We start from the raw sequence: 15,757 nt of genomic DNA on the forward strand, positions 1-15,757 counted from the left end.
TTTAGGTTCGAATATCAGGTTCGGCGTCATCCATGTGAAGTTTGGACTTTCGGTCACTGTTGTCCCCTAAATCCTGAAACTTCTTATATAGTCCCTGATTACGCATTAATTCGGCATGTGTTCCTTCTTCTGCAATCCTGCCTTCATTCATGACAATGATCCGATCGGCTAGCGAAACTAGACTTAGACGATGAGTGATGATAATAGCTGATTTGTGTTCCAAGTACGTTTTTAGAGAGGCCACTACTTGTTGTTCAGTAGCAGGATCCAAGGCAGATGTCGGCTCATCCATGATGAACAAATCACAATCTTTATGTAAAAAAGCTCTGGCCAAGGCAAGACGTTGTCTTTGTCCACCCGAAAAGTTACTGCCTTGCTCACTGATAACCGTATTATATTTATCGGATAATTGATCTACGAATTCTTCAAGCTCTGCGTTTCTTGCCGCGATGTGAATATCATGATCAGTTGCTTGATCATAGGCTAATTTGATATTATCTTGCACCGTTCCAGAGAATAGATATGGCGATTGATTCACATAAACCGATTGACCATGGACCGATACCTTTCCTTGCGTTGGCTCGTATAGACCACAACATAATTTTGCAAAAGTAGATTTGCCCGAACCGCTCGGCCCAATGACGACTACCGTCTCTCCGCTTTTCAAGTCAAAGTTAATATGATTCAGAATAGCTCTATCACTGGATTCAGGTTGAAAAGACACATCGTGAAGGGATAAGACTTCTCTTTTATAAGATATCTCCGTCTCTTGCTTCTCATTACTGTTAGAACTTTTTGTTGCTGTATTATTGGTCGTTCCCACAAAATCATATATTCGCTGAAACGCTCCAATCCCCTCTTGCACACGGCTATACTGATCTGACAGGCCAATGACCGGCCAGACTACAAGCTCGAACAGGACACTAAACGTAATAATCGTTCCAGGAGTCAGTGCATTTCTCGAAGAGGCAATCGCGATGAATACTAATGCCACAATGTAAATGAGATTGAATCCGCTCTCCGTAAAGGTTCTGCTCATGGTGTTCGTCATTGCAAGTCTGGTTTGCGCTATGCTCAGATCCTTCCTTCGCTGCATGAATGGATTGAGGTATAACTCGCTTACATTAAACACTTTAGCAACGGTATATCCCTGGATATATTCTTGTGCTGTTTCTCTAAGCGCCCGTTCCTTCTCTTGAACATCGCTCGACTGGGTACGAATTCTTTTATCAAACATACGACCGATCCAGAATAGAATAGGTGCACTTATAGCTCCAATCAGCGCTAACACGACATCAATTCGGATCAAATAAACAAACGATAAAATAATGAGGACAAGCACAGTTATAAACTCAATAACGGCGTCTATAATTTGCGAACTATGCTCTACATCGTCCTTCACCCGGGTGACCAGATCTCCGGAATGATATTTTTTCAATTTCTGATAAGGCATATGGTTTATAACTTCAAACAATCTAAGCGTTATATCTCTATGTACGTAACCCAGCAGCTTAACGATTAAATGCCTGTGGAGTGCCAATAAGATAATCCCTGCAAGTAGCAAACAAATGACTAGTTTAATAACATAGAATAATCTCGCCAACGTGCCATGGTCTGCGGTATCAATGAACAGGCCCTGGATTTTAGCTACTCCTAATTCAAATGCAATATCTACCCCAATCAAAAAAGGAAGGAAGATAAGAATCATCCAGTACCGTTTTACATAGTGAAAAAGAAGGGACAGCACTGCCCTGGTATTGATCTGCGTATTCAACGGATACCCTCCCTCTTCATTTTCTCCTCTTGCAGTAAACTGAAATACTCCCCTTGATTCCTTATTAAATCTGCATGTGTCCCTACCTCTGTCACTCTTCCACCCTCCACAACAATAATCGTATCCGCATGCCGAATCGTATCCAGCTTGTGTGCAACGACGATCGTCGTCCGATCTTTAGCGAGCGCTTGCAGGGACTCTCGAAACTTTCTTTCATTCTCAATATCCAACGCTGAAGCAGGCTCATCCAGCACAAGAATGTTGGGCTTTCGTAAATATACCCTGGCGAGAGACAGACGCTGAATTTCTCCTCCTGACAGCTGGACACCTCGTTCCCCAATAGCTGTGTCATACCCCTGTGGCAGAGCACTAATATAATTATGAATATGCGCTAACTTGGCAGCGTTCACCACTTCGTCCATAGGTACATTCTCTACTCCAAAGCAAATATTATCCTTAATGGAACCAGAGAATACAATGGCCTGTTGTGAAACATATCCAATACGGGATCTCCACTCCGCCAGCGGGATATCATGTATAGAAACATCGTTGTACAAAATCTCTCCTTTTTCGGGAGTATAGAGTCTTAGCAATAACTTCAGGATCGTAGATTTACCCGAACCGCTGGGTCCTACGATCGCTGCCATCTGTCCGCTTTTTATCGAAAAACTTATGTTATGAATTGTCTTTCTATCGTTGTTATACGTATAATTGACATGTTTAAGCGTAAGATCATGCCGGCCTGGATGAAATACTAGATTCGAATTCTTATTTAGATCATCCTCTTCATTTGGCAAATCTAACAGACTGAATACTCTTTGCGCCTGGGATATCGCTTGAATCATGTCTGTCCATAATCTTGATATCGATAAAAGCGGGTTTGTTAATTGTCCACTTGTTACAATAAAGGTAGCCAGTGCACCTACCATTAGTTCCCCCTTTAAGACCTGATAGCCCCCGAATCCAAGTGTAAAAATCATTCCGCCAAACGTGGCCACCCTATTCAAAGCGTCAAAGCTTCTTTCCAGAATAGAGATGCGTAGTGATCTTGCCAGCACTTGATGAAGTCTTCCTTTTAAAATCCCTTGAAAGTGTTGCTGCAGCCTATAGGTTCGTACCTCTTCAGCGCCTTGAATCGCTTCTTGAAGTATGGAATCCCGATCCGCCACCTCTTTCCCACGCTTGTCATACTGTGCACGTAGAAATCGGGAGATCGGATATGTAATCGCAGGATAGGCCAGTGTAAAACCAACCAGTCCAAGTGTTAGAGGCAAGCTAAGCCAGCTAAAATACGCCATAGCCATCATAATCTGCAGCGCGTTTGTGATAAACGCCAACAGCTTGTCGTTCACTCCGGTTTGCGCATCCGTTACTCCGTTCAACAACCGCCCCACAATGTCGCTGCTATGATAACTTTCGATATGCTCTACCTTTTTCAGATGAAGCTGGTTCAGAACGTGTTTTTGCATATTGGTTATTGAAGCATTTTTAATTTTTACTGTGACTTGAGTTTGCATGATATTGATGACCGTCTGCAGAACGATCGTTATCCCGGCAAGTGCAGTTCCATAATACACAAGATGAAGAGATTTGGACGTCGCTCCCGCCACAATATTTCGTATTGATTCCAGATAGCCCAGATTTACAAAGGTTCCGCAAAGGATAATTAATAATAATAAAATGTACCGAAACGCTTCCGGTTTTGAGAAACTTAGCAATCTAGCAAATGCTCTTTTTGTTGAATAAGTAATCTCTTGGTTCATGATTAGCTCCTATGTATTGGAATCTTTTATAATATTTCCAGCCCGCTAACCATGATACATGAACACCTCCCAAGGTAACAAATAGTATAACCGTTTTTTATCCTCATCTTTTTCTGCAAAAAGAAAAACCCCTTGATGTACAAGGGATTTCTTCTATAGAGCCTACACGTACGTTAAGAATTGCAGACACGGTCTTATTCTATTATTAAGCCTTTCTCCACAACCTCCAGAGCCTCTTCCAATAATTTAGCAAACTCCAATCGGGTCACTTCTGCACTATAATCCATTAAGGATATATTGACCCCGACGATCACTCCGCCAAAGGTTCGGATCGCTGGATCATCTGAACTACGTCCAAGTCGCTTGGCAACCATCTGTGTCAATAGGTGCATCATCTGAGTTAAGTTATTCATCGCTGCTGCACGCAGTTCCGGAACCGCCATGATCAGTTGATTGCGCTGACGTGTTGTCTCCCATTCCTCATCCGTAATCTCCGTAATTCCCGAAATCATCGCATTCCTTACGGCTTGTAGCGGACTAAGCTCTGGTGATTGATTGTCAAAAGCATCCACAAGAAGGGGATCATAGTTATCGGTTAGCACCACATCCTCTTTCGTTGCAAAATAACGAAAAAAGGTGCTCGGAGAAATTTCCGCAGCTTCCGCAATTTGTTCAACCGTTGTATCATGATAACCCTTCTCCTGAAAAAGCCTCAATGCGTGCATCTGCACACTCGCCATCGTCTTCGCTTTTTTCCGCTCACGCAATCCAGTCTTTTGTTTCGCAGTCTCAGGCATTCCTTTCACTCCTAACCAAGTCAAATCACATTCAACATGAACCTTCAAACTTATTTTCATTGAAAATAGAGTTCATGTCAAATTGTAGTCAAAAGCATAAACTATTGACTCTCATGAACTGGAGATCAGATTATTCCTTCGCCTCAAGAGTGGCAGTAGAGCTATTACGCTCCGCTGATCGTGTTTGTAAGAGGATAACTGTAAAAATAATTCCCACAACTGCGGCCCCTGCACATACCCATAACATATTATCCATGCCAGTGACGAAAGCATTTTTCACGGAATGAACCAGAGAGTCTGAGCCGGTTCGCTGAGCAGCGGCTAGGCCGGCTGACACATTACGTTGCGCCATTTGGGCTGCTTCTGTAGGCCATTCCTTCTGGTCAAGACCATTGCGATAACCTGCGTTCAACACAGCCCCTAAAATAGCAACACCTAATGTTCCGCCAACTTGTCTCATCGCCATTAGCAGGGCCGACCCCACGCCGCTTCGCTCGGGTGTGAGTGCAGAGATCGCTGTGTCCATAGCAGCGGGAAGGGCAAATCCAATACCAAGCCCGACGGCAGAAATCCAAATTAATACAAAGCCATATCCGCTTGATATTGTCGTGGCACTCCCCATCGCCAGCCCTATGCCAAGCAGTATAGAACCCGCTATAATCGCCGTCCTGGTTCCAAAGCGCGACTGTAGTACATCAGAGATTGGCGTTCCAAGCAGTAATCCTAATACTAAAGGCAAGAGTCTCAGACCAGCACTGAACGCATCCGCACCTAACACGGCCTGAAGATATTGGGGCAATACGAACAATACACCAAATAGTGCAAAAGAAATGATCGAACCGATCAACGTTCCGCCCGCAAAACGCCGAGACCGGAATAATGCCGGATCCACCAATGGATGAGCAGTCCGAGTCTGATACCTAACAAACCATATTAATAGAAGGAAACCTCCAACTGCTGTCGATAAGGAAAAGCTATCCCCCCATCCTTTTTCACCTGCTTGAATAACACCATACGTTAAAGCAATCAGTCCAACACTTGAAAATAGCATTCCCGGTAAATCCATTGGTCGATATTCCTGACTCCGTGATTCAGGCAAAAGAAAGGAAACGGAGAGGATCGCTATAATCACTAGCGGAAGATTGATGATAAATACTGAGCCCCACCAATAGTGGTTAAGGAGCCAACCTCCAAGAATAGGACCAAGCGGAATGCCTATCGCATTGGCCATCATCCAGACTGCAATAGCTTTGGGCCTTTCCTTCTCCGTAAACAACACTGGAATTATAGCCATAGATAACGGAACAATCAGGGAAGCGCCCAAACCAAGAAAGGCACGCGCGGTTATCAGCTGCCAAGATGATACAGAATACGCACAAGCCAGAGAGGCTGCACCAAAGATGAGCAACCCGGTAAGCAGCATTTTCTTGCGTCCGATCCGGTCCCCCAGCATCCCCATCGGCAGCAGCATAGCGGCAAAAACAAGATTATAACCGTTGGCAAACCATTGAAGCTCAGCATTGGTCGCGTGTATGTCTTGAGCCAACATCGGCAACGCCAAATTCAAAATCGTCATATCCAGTCCGATCGCAAGTATCCCGAATGCAAGCGAAGCCAGCACCCACCATCTTTGTTGATTTTGCGAACTCATATTTAACCCCCTCCAGTTATTGGAATTAACTTTCTTTTGATAGTTTATTTATTTTGAATGTAACTGTCAATATTTATTTCTCGATGTTTAAGGTAGGCACTTTTTTGTCTCACCGGACCAACTTCTTCAAACAACAAAAAACCGCTTCACATTGAAGCGGTATCTTATCAGATGCTTGACTTAGACTATACTCTCAAGCTTAAAGTTCTTTTTGCACCCGCTGCAAATCTACTTTAGAAAAGGTGAATAAGATATGAAATATATGGCAGCCGTAATGACAGGCTCAGCATGTTTTGGATTACTCTCCACAATCGCAGTATTGGCTTACGGCAGAGGCTTCCATCTTGGAGAAGTCGTGGGCTCACAGTTTTTTTGGGGATTTGTCTTATCTCTTGCTTTTTACTTGGTGAAAAATTTGAGCACAAGCCGGCACAAACAGAAAGCAGCATCTAACCCTACGGACGACTCGAAATTAAGCTGGAAACAAAAGCTGACGCTGGTCAGCGCTGGTTTTCCGCTCGCTGGAGCTGGATTGGTTTACTTCAAGTCGTTAACCTACGTACCTGCTTCTGTTGCGATTATTTTATTATTTCAATTTATTTGGATCGGCGCGCTTATCCAATCCATTAGAAACAGACGTCTTCCAGACCGAATGACCGTTATCGTCATCGTAATTCTGCTGCTCGGAACTGTGCTGGCTGCGGGTCTTTTGGATGATGGAATTAGAAGCTGGAACCCGCTTGGCATCCTATATGGCCTTAGTGCTGCATTATTGTATTCGTTGTTTATCCTCCTTAGCGGATCTGCCGTACCTAAGGCGCCCGCAGCCACTCGAGCGGTATGGATGCTGGCCGGCGGCATGGTGCTGATCTTCATCCTGTACCCTCCAGCGTTCCTGTTCAACGGAAAAATTTTCGGAGAGCTACTGATCTATGGATTCACTCTAGGATTTTTGGGTTCATTTATTCCACCGCTATTGTTCGCTTATGGTGTTCCGCATGTAGGAGAAGGAATGGCCAGTATATTGGGAGCTACCGAACTTCCAGTCGCTGTGCTTTCATCTTTTTTCATTCTGCATGAACCGATTAGCCCCCTTCGTTGGCTAGGTGTTCTGATCGTATTAACATCTATCGCCCTGCCTGAAATCATACGACGATTCACGCAAAAGCGCAGTCTCTCTAGGGCCTAAGCGGCTTCTGATAAAATGAAAAATATAGATAAAGCTTGATAATAGGAGGCCACGTTGGTCTCCTATTATTATTCTGAGTCAAATGGTTAATTATTATTTTCCTATCAAAAAAACACCTCCGCCCCCCGCTTTCAGCATGGTGGTGGAGGTGTTTGATCTAATTATATTCCGTCTTGGAAATCGGCATTCAAGGCGACTTCTTTTTGGTTTTCGAAATTTTTCAATGTGTCTGTATATTTGTTCACCGCGAAATGGTAAGCATCTGCTCCAAGTAGCAGCCGAAGCGGCGGCTCTTGAGACTCCGCAACGCTGATAATGGCTTCTGCAGCTTTTTTTGGATCTCCAGGCTCTTTGCCATGGGAATCTCCATTTACAAATGGAGAGATGAGCTCCTCATACTCCTTAATCGATGATTCTGTTCTGGCGGCTGAGCGTCCGGACCAATCCGTGCGGAAATTGCTTGGTTCGATCAGCGTTACATCAATATTAAATCGGGCAACTTCTTTGGACAGGCTCTCTGATATACCTTCAACGGCGTACTTCGTAGCGTTGTAATATCCCACTCCAGGGAACGATACTAGACCTCCAATGGACGATATATTGATAATATGTCCGGAACGCTGGTTTCTCATATAAGGCAGGACTGCACTTGTCATGTTCATGAGACCCCAGAAATTGATTTCGAACATCTTCCGGGTCTCTTCTTCAGCCGCTTCCTCAATGGAGCTAAAATAACCGACTCCAGCATTATTGACCAGCACATCAATCCGGCCAAATTTCTCTACCGTAGCTTCTACAGCATTCTCAACTTGTTCAGGCTTAGTGACATCAAGTTCTACGGCCAGAACGTTATCTGTATTCCCGCTGACAAGATCAACAATGGAAGCGAGATTTCTTGCAGTAACAACAACCTTATAACCGGCCTCAATCGTTGCTTTAGCAAGCTCTCTGCCAAATCCAGTGGAACATCCAGTGATGATCCAGACGCTATTTTCACTCATTGCTCTCTCCCCTTAAGCTTAAAATTTGACTACATCTAAACTCTAAACTTGAGAGTAAAGTCTAAGTCAAGCTTCATTCATCATAAAAAATCAGGAGTATTACGTCTCAACCTCAAGCTATGCATAGCTTTTTGACTTAGAGTATAGTCTAAGCCGTATAATCATTTACTACGTTTTTAAAAAGGTGGTCTAATCATTGGGATATACAGTTAGTGAAGTTGCCGAGATGACGGGAATATCTGCACATACATTGCGCTACTATGACAAACAGGGATTATTACCCTTTGTTGATCGGAATAAGGTAGGAAATCGGGATTTTAAAGATAGTGATTTTGAATGGCTAGGAGTCATCACCTGCCTGAAAAAAAGCGGGATGCCCGTGAAAAAGATCAGGCAGTATATTGAATGGTCCATGGAAGGAGATGCTACATTAAATGAACGCCTGGAAGTATTCGAAAACCACAAAAAGGTGGTTATTGAGAAAATAGATGAAATGCAAAATTATCTGGAGAAAATCGATTTTAAGATTTGGTTTTACCAAACAGCAATTGAATCCGGGACAGCAGCCATACACGCCCAAAATAATTGTGTATTTACTGAAGGGATGAACTTATCAACGGATCCGAATCTTCATACACCAGAGCTCCAGTAACTTACACTTTGCTACTAACGACTAAAATGCCTGAATCAACGCGCTACTCCACCTGCTTAGCACTGACATAAAATCAGGCCAGCCAGAAGTTCCTGGCTGGCCTGATTGCATGAAAGCTGCCTCCTCGGTCGCCTAGTTTCGAGACCTTGGGGGCAGCTTCATCTTTTTGCTGTCTGCTAGATTAAGTTAGATTTTTGCAGCAGCTTTGCTATAATTTTGGCAACTTCCGCTCTTGTAATTGCATCCTTCGGTGCAACGGTAGTATCACTCTTACCTGTAACGATACCTGCTTTTACAGAAGCAGCGATGCTTTCCTTCGCCCATACGGAGGATTGGGACGAATCTTTAAATGTTGCAAGCAGCGTATCTGCTTCACCCGCTTTAAATTCCACTTTCAAGCCAGTAATTTTCATAGCTCTAGCAATCATAGTCATGGCCTGTTCACGAGTGATTGGATCCATTGGCCCAAATTTACCGCCATTGTAACCATCAATAATGCCGAACTCATGCGCAATCTGGATCGACTCTGCATACCAAGCTGTATCCTTCACATCGCTGAACGGATTACCCTTGGAATCCCCGTGCTTCAAGCCTAAGGCCCGTACTACAATCGCTGCAAATTCTGCACGGGTGATGTCTCTAGCCGGTGTGAAATGTTCTTTGTCAGTACCAAACACCACAAGTCTGGAAGCCAGATCATTTACCTCTGCTTTGGACCAGTGACTCTCCACATCCTTGAATTTCAGCGGGTGGTTCACAAGTGTATAGAGACCGTTGTACAAGCTTTGAATTTTCGCATAAGGCACCCCGTTGATCGTTTCGACCATGGTTGGGATATGCGCCATTTGTCCGTTTTCACGAATATATACACCTGTAGTTACATTCTCTGGATTGATACTGCTGGAAAGCTTGATAAGTCTTGCTACATAACGGTTAAATACGTCGACGTTCACAACTTTCCCGTTATAACTTCCAGTAACTTCGAACTTCACTGGAGTGATGAGCATGTCAGCTTGGCCGTTCTTAACTTGTTCTTTCATTTGTGCAGCAGTCGCAGCATCTGCAATAGAAATGGCAACTCTAAACTTTACATTGCCCATATCTGACGGATTGCCCAATGAATCCAGCAGTCCCTTGAGATGGATTGCAGTGACTGGAAGGATATACGTTGCATTCTCTGTTTCAAAACGGAGTACGTTTGACTTCTCAGCCATCAATTTTAGAAGCTGTCCATTAATCTCAACTTCAACGTCATTGGTTACAGAAACTGGAGGCACAGTCAAAGTACTTTCCGCCTTCTCTGCTTGAAGCTTTTGAATGATAGCCTCATTATCTATAACGATTGTAGTAACATCCTTATTGGTAGCCCCACGAACCTCAAGTTTGGCTGTATCCTTTTGGATAACATTATTGATATAGAGATCGACCAGGGCATTTACGACTTTAATATCGCCTTTCTTAACAATCAAAAGCATGAATTTCACGATTCTGTTATTGCTGTCTACCTCATAAACAGCAATGTATTTATTGACTTCCGCATCTGCTCCCTTAATGTCGCTTCCCGCAATATAAGGGTCTAGCACGCCTGCTCCTGTAGGAGCCGAATCTCCGATTCCAGGGGCAGAAACCGTGCTGGAGGACACTTTAACGACCAAATGATTTCCTTTGCCGACGTTATCAACAACTACACCGGTAGTTCCAGCTGCGCTGCCCGGTTTAAGGGACGGAGAAGGTACAAAATCATTTGATTTTACGATATCTCCACCACCTGATCCACTATTCGGGCTACCATTCGAAGCGTCATTTGATGTGAAATTGACGAACTGGAAGCGGCTGAATCGATTAATTTGAATTTCTAGCCCAACCGGCTGTCCATTTTCATACTGCACCACACCTGATAGAAGTTCGGTGGTTCCATCCGTATGCTCAACAAATACTTTCAAAGAGTCCAAGAAAGCTTGCTTATTCTGTTCAGGTATTGTGATTCCATAGAACGGAATGACAACCTTGGTAGCAAAACCTGAGAAATTCGTTTCAATCTTTCTCGGAATGCTCAAAATTTGAATACTCTTTCCTCCGGCGCTTTGATTCACCAGACTATTGCTTGTGAGAGCATTCTTCGCTTCATTTTGTTCCTGAGCATCTTTGATCGGAACGAGTCTGAAGTATAAGTCTGTCCCTCTATCTGCCGAGTCTTTTAATGCCGCAGCACTCAGCTTGATACTGCCTTCATCTGTCTTGATCTCCAGCAACGCGTTTTTGTCTGCCATAGCAGCTACAGCTCCTGAAGGGATTTCGATAGCGAATTCATCGGCCTTATCCACCGGAGCATGTTTCAATTGCATAGCAACCGTACGTTTGCTTTCGTCTTTTTCTGTTGGATTGATACCATCCGTTAAGGCCTCTACTTTCGACGGGTCGATGATAACCGTATCGATTTTGGAGCCATTATTCAGGGTTGTCCGCAGAATCATGAACTCGTCATGGCTGGAAGTACCGCTTGGATTGACACTTGCTTCCGCCTGTCTTCCCGTCGGTTGTCTCGTCTGATCTGCTTCCTTCCCGACCGTTTTGTTTTTCACAACCATAAGGAACGTTTTAGTAATTGAAGCATTCCCTTTTGTAATCAGAGCCGTCAGTAACACATTCTTGTCGCTGCTCTGCGGACGATTGACAGCCCCATAGGCTTTGCCATTCTGAAGAGAGATGTCGATCGTACCAGAGTCTAGCGAGGTCCAGGTAATATTAGTACCGTAAAGTCCTTGACCTAGTAGCGTAAACTCGCTGGTAACGGATTCCCATGTATCTCCTTCTGTGAATGCAAATGCTTTTGCCGCGCTCAAGTCTTTTGCCGCCGCACGAACTGCATCTTCATCCGACATCCGGATGACTTTAACGATAAAAGTTTTCGTCACTTGAGCTCCTGTGACGTCATCCGTAATCGTTGCGGTCAGGGTAACGTATACGTCTTCATCGTATACTGCAGACCGGTTTACACGTCCGTTCGGGCTGATCAATTCCGGATGGCTGGACGTCCATGTAACCGTCGTGTTTCCGGACTGGCCTTTGGCAGGCAAGTTCAGCGTTTTGGTCACATGTTCTGCGTTGTCGCCTTCTTGATACAGGATGCTCAAGTGATCCTTATCGTTGTTCAGATCTCCCGACCCTGACTTTACATCTTTGTCTGTAATCACAACAAGACTGAACTTCACAACTTTGCCTTCGCTGTCTACTTCATAGACACCAACGTAGCGGTTAACTTTCGCATCCACTCCTGGAATATCACTACCCGCCGTGTATGGATCAATGATCCCGGTTCCTGTTGGTGCTGCATCGCCTGTATTCGGCGTCTCAATCATAGTCGAGGATACTTTCACCACTAGGTGATTTCCGGTTTCTGGTGTTACATTTGGAATTCCCGTGGTTCCTTGCTCAGTACCTGGACGTGGTGCTGGCACAGGCTCAAACTCTGGCACGGTTGCTCCATTATTAATATCTTTGGATTCCAGCACGATCAGGCTGAACTTCACGACTTTGCCTTCGCTGTCTACTTCATAGATACCTACGTAGCGGTTAACTCGCGCATCCACTCCTGGAATGTCGCTGCCCGCTGTATATGGATCAATGATTCCGGCTCCTGTTGGTGCCACATCGCCGGTATTCGGCGTTTCAATCATAGTAGAAGACACTTTCACCACTAGATGATTTCCGGTTCCTGGCGTTACATTCGGAATGCCCGTCGTTCCTGTTTCAGTACCAGGACGTGGCGCTGGCTTGGGATCTAATTCTGGCACAGTTGCTCCATTATTAATATCTTTGGACTCCAGAATAATTAGAGTGAATTTCACGACTTTACCTGCTTCGTCCACTTCATAGACACCAACGTAGCGGTTAACTCTCGCATCCACTCCTGGAATATCACTACCCGCCGTGTATGGATCAATGATCCCGCTTCCTGTTGGCGCTGTATCGCCTGTATTCGGCGTTTCAATCATAGTGGAGGATACTTTCACCACTAGATGATTCGCGGTTCCTGGAGTTACATTCGGAATGCCTGTGGTTCCCGGCTCAGTACCCGGTTGTGGCGCTGGCTTCGGATCGAAGTCTGGCAAGCCTTCACCCGGATGAATATCTTTGGACTCCAGAATAATTAGAGTGAACTTCACGACTTTACCTGCTTCGTCCACTTCATAGATACCAGCGTAGCGGTTAACTCTCGCATCCACTCCCGGGATATCGTTACCCGCAGTGTATGGATCGATAATTCCGGTTCCTGTTGGTGCTGCATCGCCTGTATTCGGCGTCTCAATCATAGTGGAGGATACTTTCACCACTAGGTGATTTCCGGTTCCTGGCGTTACATTCGGGATTCCCGTGGTTCCCGGCCCAGTGCCTGGACGTGGAACTGGTACAGGCTCAAAACTTGGCGCAGGCACCTTCACTTCTCTGGTCCATTTTGCATATAACGTAACATCTTCCGTCACAATATCTGTAGCGAAAGTCCACGCATTCTCAAGCGTTGCTTCCTTATACCAGCCCCCAAAGGTGTAATCTGTTCGGGTCGGCACTGTCGGCGCACTGATGGTTGATCCTTCACTCACTTTCTTAAGAGCCGCTACTGCAGAACCACCTTGCGAATCAAAATGTACGTTGTATGTGGGCAGTCTTTTCGAAAACCAATCAACATATAGCGTCATATCAGACAAGACGGAGATTGTTAAACCTGGTACATATCGGTTCCCCTGCCCATCCGCCTGCACATTCCAACCGTCAAATTCTTTTCCTGGTGGAGCAATAATTCCTGTGCCTTCCGGTAATGGCCAAGACTTTTGTCCTTTAAGCACCGTCATAGGAGGCGGAACGGTACCCGTGCCTCCATTCAAATCAAAAGTGATGGTATACGCCTCGAACCACATCGCATATAACGTAATGTTTGATGTCAAATAGGGGATGCGAACTCCCGGCGAATATCGGTCTCCGGTCCCATCCTCCTTGGTACTCCAACCGCCAAAGGTCTTTCCTGTCGGCCCGGTGAATCCCATATTATTGGGAAGAGGTGGTGAAATAGGCCCCTCGCCTATTTTTATGGAGGATGGTACTGTGCCTGTTCCTCCATTTAAATCAAACGTGACGGTATAAGCATTGCTAAACTTGGCATACAGTCTAATGTCTGATGTCACGTTGCTGATGCTTGCATTCGCTTCATAGCTAGTTCCGCTTCCATCTGCTTTGGTATTCCAACCGTCAAAGTTCTTCTTTCCTGCCGGTCCGGTCAATCCCGTGCCATTCGGCAGCGCTGGTGAAGCTTGTCCTGGGGACACCGTCATGGGATCAGGCACTGTGCCTGTTCCTCCATTTGAACTAAAGCTAACGGTGTAGCCGTCTGCCACCTTCCGAATTCGTTGGTTTAAAGTATCTGAAATGTACACGGTCCCGCTCTTGTCCACAGCTATACCTTGCGGCATGAACAATTTAGCAGAAGTCGCCGGTCCTCCGTCGCCCGAATAGCCGCCCGTAGCGCTTCCAGCTATCGTGCTGATCTTTCCGGATGTCATATCGATTTTCCGGACCTGATTTTCATCCAGGATGTACAGATTGTCATTACCATCCTTAGCAATTCCTCGCGGGCCTACTAACTGGGCTAACGTCGCATCTCCTCCATCTCCCGTGCTGGCACTAGTACCATCGCCTGCTACCGTACTGATCTTCCCCGACGTATCTACTTTTCGTATACGAAAAGTACTACGATCTGCGATATACATATTGTCATTGCGGTCAAACGTAATTCCATATGGAAAATATATTTTAGCAGCTGTCGCATCTCCTCCATCGCCGACGTCGCTGTGACCATCGTAATCTCCCGTACCTGCAACAGTGCTAATTTCGCCTGATTTATCAACTTTCCGAATTCGATGGTTATACGTATCTGCTATGTACAGATTACCGCTACTGTCAAAAGCTAATCCATACGGATCGTTCAAGTGGGCAGAGGTCGCGGCCCCTCCGTCTCCGGCATAGCCCATAGAACCATTGCCGGCTACCGTACTAATATTCCCTGACTTATCGACTTTCCGAATTCGCTCGTTACTCGTATCGGCAATATACAGGTTATCGTTGCTATCCACAGCTAAACCTGCTGGATTGAACAACTGGGCGGATCGCGCTGGCCCATTGTCTCCCGAATAGCCCATGTTACCATTACCCGCTACCGTACTGATGATCCCTGATTTATCCACTTTACGGACTCGATGATTTTGGGTGTCTGCAATATACAGATTCCCGGCGCTGTCAAAAGCTAGTCCTTGTGGGTTATAAAATCTGACGAGAGGTAAATTCGCTTCCACTCCGTCTCCCATATAGCTAGTTTCACCATTACCCGCTACTGTAGTGATGATGCCACTACTTGCAGCATGGGCTTTTTCGCCAGACAGTGCAGGCAGCATTTCCGCAATAAGCAAGAATACCAGCACGCAAGCTATGATTTGTTTTGCCTTTTGTTGCATTTCTTTGCCTCCTTGTAGCATGCTTCGTTTAATGTAACTCACATTCGATCCGAGAGATTGCATATTAATAGTTTCTTCATACCTGGAGCTATTGTTCCAACACTATCGAGATGATCGTCTAAAAAAGAAAAGTTCATCTCTAGATCACCATCATGTCTTATTCCTCCCTACTCTTTATCGCAAATATTCTAACAAGCGAGCCTCACAAATTTCTCACAAAATATCGAGTGCTGTCGAAATAACGCAAAAAGCAGGGCAAATAAACATCGCCAGCTAAACTGACCACGTACAATGAGACAAGATATAATGCGGATTCAAGAAATTGCAACTCTATCGGAATGTGGCGATAACACAAATCAGGAAAGCTCTGTATCATGTACTCATCTTGCTGAGGGGGCATCCCTTTTGGACTCGTATGGGGTGGGCA

Annotated in this window: 8 protein-coding genes; 2 read left to right on the forward strand and 6 right to left on the reverse strand. The window is 45.1% G+C overall.

Going from position 1 to position 15,757, the window contains the following annotated elements; all coding sequences use genetic code 11:
• Position 1: 1 nt before the first annotated feature.
• The 4 genes from ACFVU8_RS21015 to ACFVU8_RS21030 all read right to left on the reverse strand — a co-directional run bounded on the left by ACFVU8_RS21015 (position 2) and on the right by ACFVU8_RS21030 (position 5,985).
• Positions 2 to 1,774, reverse strand: a complete 1,773-nt coding sequence (locus tag ACFVU8_RS21015) for an ABC transporter ATP-binding protein (RefSeq protein WP_387429972.1) — start codon at positions 1,772 to 1,774, stop codon at positions 2 to 4.
• Positions 1,771 to 3,537 carry an ABC transporter ATP-binding protein gene (locus tag ACFVU8_RS21020; RefSeq protein ID WP_387429974.1) on the reverse strand — a complete coding sequence of 589 codons (1,767 nt, stop codon included), beginning with the start codon at positions 3,535 to 3,537 and terminating at the stop codon, positions 1,771 to 1,773. The genes ACFVU8_RS21015 and ACFVU8_RS21020 overlap by 4 nt, the downstream gene beginning before the upstream one ends.
• A 194-nt stretch (positions 3,538 to 3,731) precedes the next feature.
• Positions 3,732 to 4,334 (reverse strand): acyl-CoA-like ligand-binding transcription factor, encoded by a 603-nt coding sequence (locus ACFVU8_RS21025; RefSeq protein WP_387429976.1) that lies wholly within the window; start codon positions 4,332 to 4,334, stop codon positions 3,732 to 3,734.
• Positions 4,335 to 4,464: 130 nt separating this feature from the next.
• Positions 4,465 to 5,985 carry an MFS transporter gene (locus ACFVU8_RS21030; protein WP_387429978.1) on the reverse strand — a complete coding sequence of 507 codons (1,521 nt, stop codon included), beginning with the start codon at positions 5,983 to 5,985 and terminating at the stop codon, positions 4,465 to 4,467.
• A gap of 253 nt (positions 5,986 to 6,238) precedes the next feature.
• Here ACFVU8_RS21030 and ACFVU8_RS21035 point away from each other — a divergent pair, with 253 nt between their 5' ends.
• Entirely contained in the window at positions 6,239 to 7,174 is a 936-nt protein-coding gene (locus ACFVU8_RS21035) for an EamA family transporter (RefSeq protein ID WP_379464901.1), read from the forward strand.
• A gap of 161 nt (positions 7,175 to 7,335) precedes the next feature.
• On the opposite strand, the gene ACFVU8_RS21040 is transcribed toward ACFVU8_RS21035, so the two are convergent.
• A complete protein-coding gene (locus ACFVU8_RS21040) occupies positions 7,336 to 8,175 on the reverse strand; it encodes an oxidoreductase (protein ID WP_387429979.1) in 840 nt (279 codons plus the stop codon).
• Between the two features lie 196 nt (positions 8,176 to 8,371).
• Between ACFVU8_RS21040 and ACFVU8_RS21045 the strand changes: the two genes are divergently transcribed.
• Positions 8,372 to 8,827, forward strand: coding sequence for a MerR family transcriptional regulator (locus ACFVU8_RS21045; protein WP_387429981.1), 456 nt, complete (start codon positions 8,372 to 8,374; stop codon positions 8,825 to 8,827).
• Between the two features lie 176 nt (positions 8,828 to 9,003).
• Here ACFVU8_RS21045 and ACFVU8_RS21050 read toward each other — a convergent pair whose 3' ends face one another.
• Positions 9,004 to 15,330 (reverse strand): InlB B-repeat-containing protein, encoded by a 6,327-nt coding sequence (locus tag ACFVU8_RS21050; protein WP_387429983.1) that lies wholly within the window; start codon positions 15,328 to 15,330, stop codon positions 9,004 to 9,006.
• Positions 15,331 to 15,757: the final 427 nt, after the last annotated feature.

It is taken from the genome of Paenibacillus sp. NPDC058177 (assembly GCF_042883835.1).
GTDB classification, from domain to species: Bacteria; Bacillota; Bacilli; order Paenibacillales; family Paenibacillaceae; genus Paenibacillus_AQ; species Paenibacillus_AQ agri.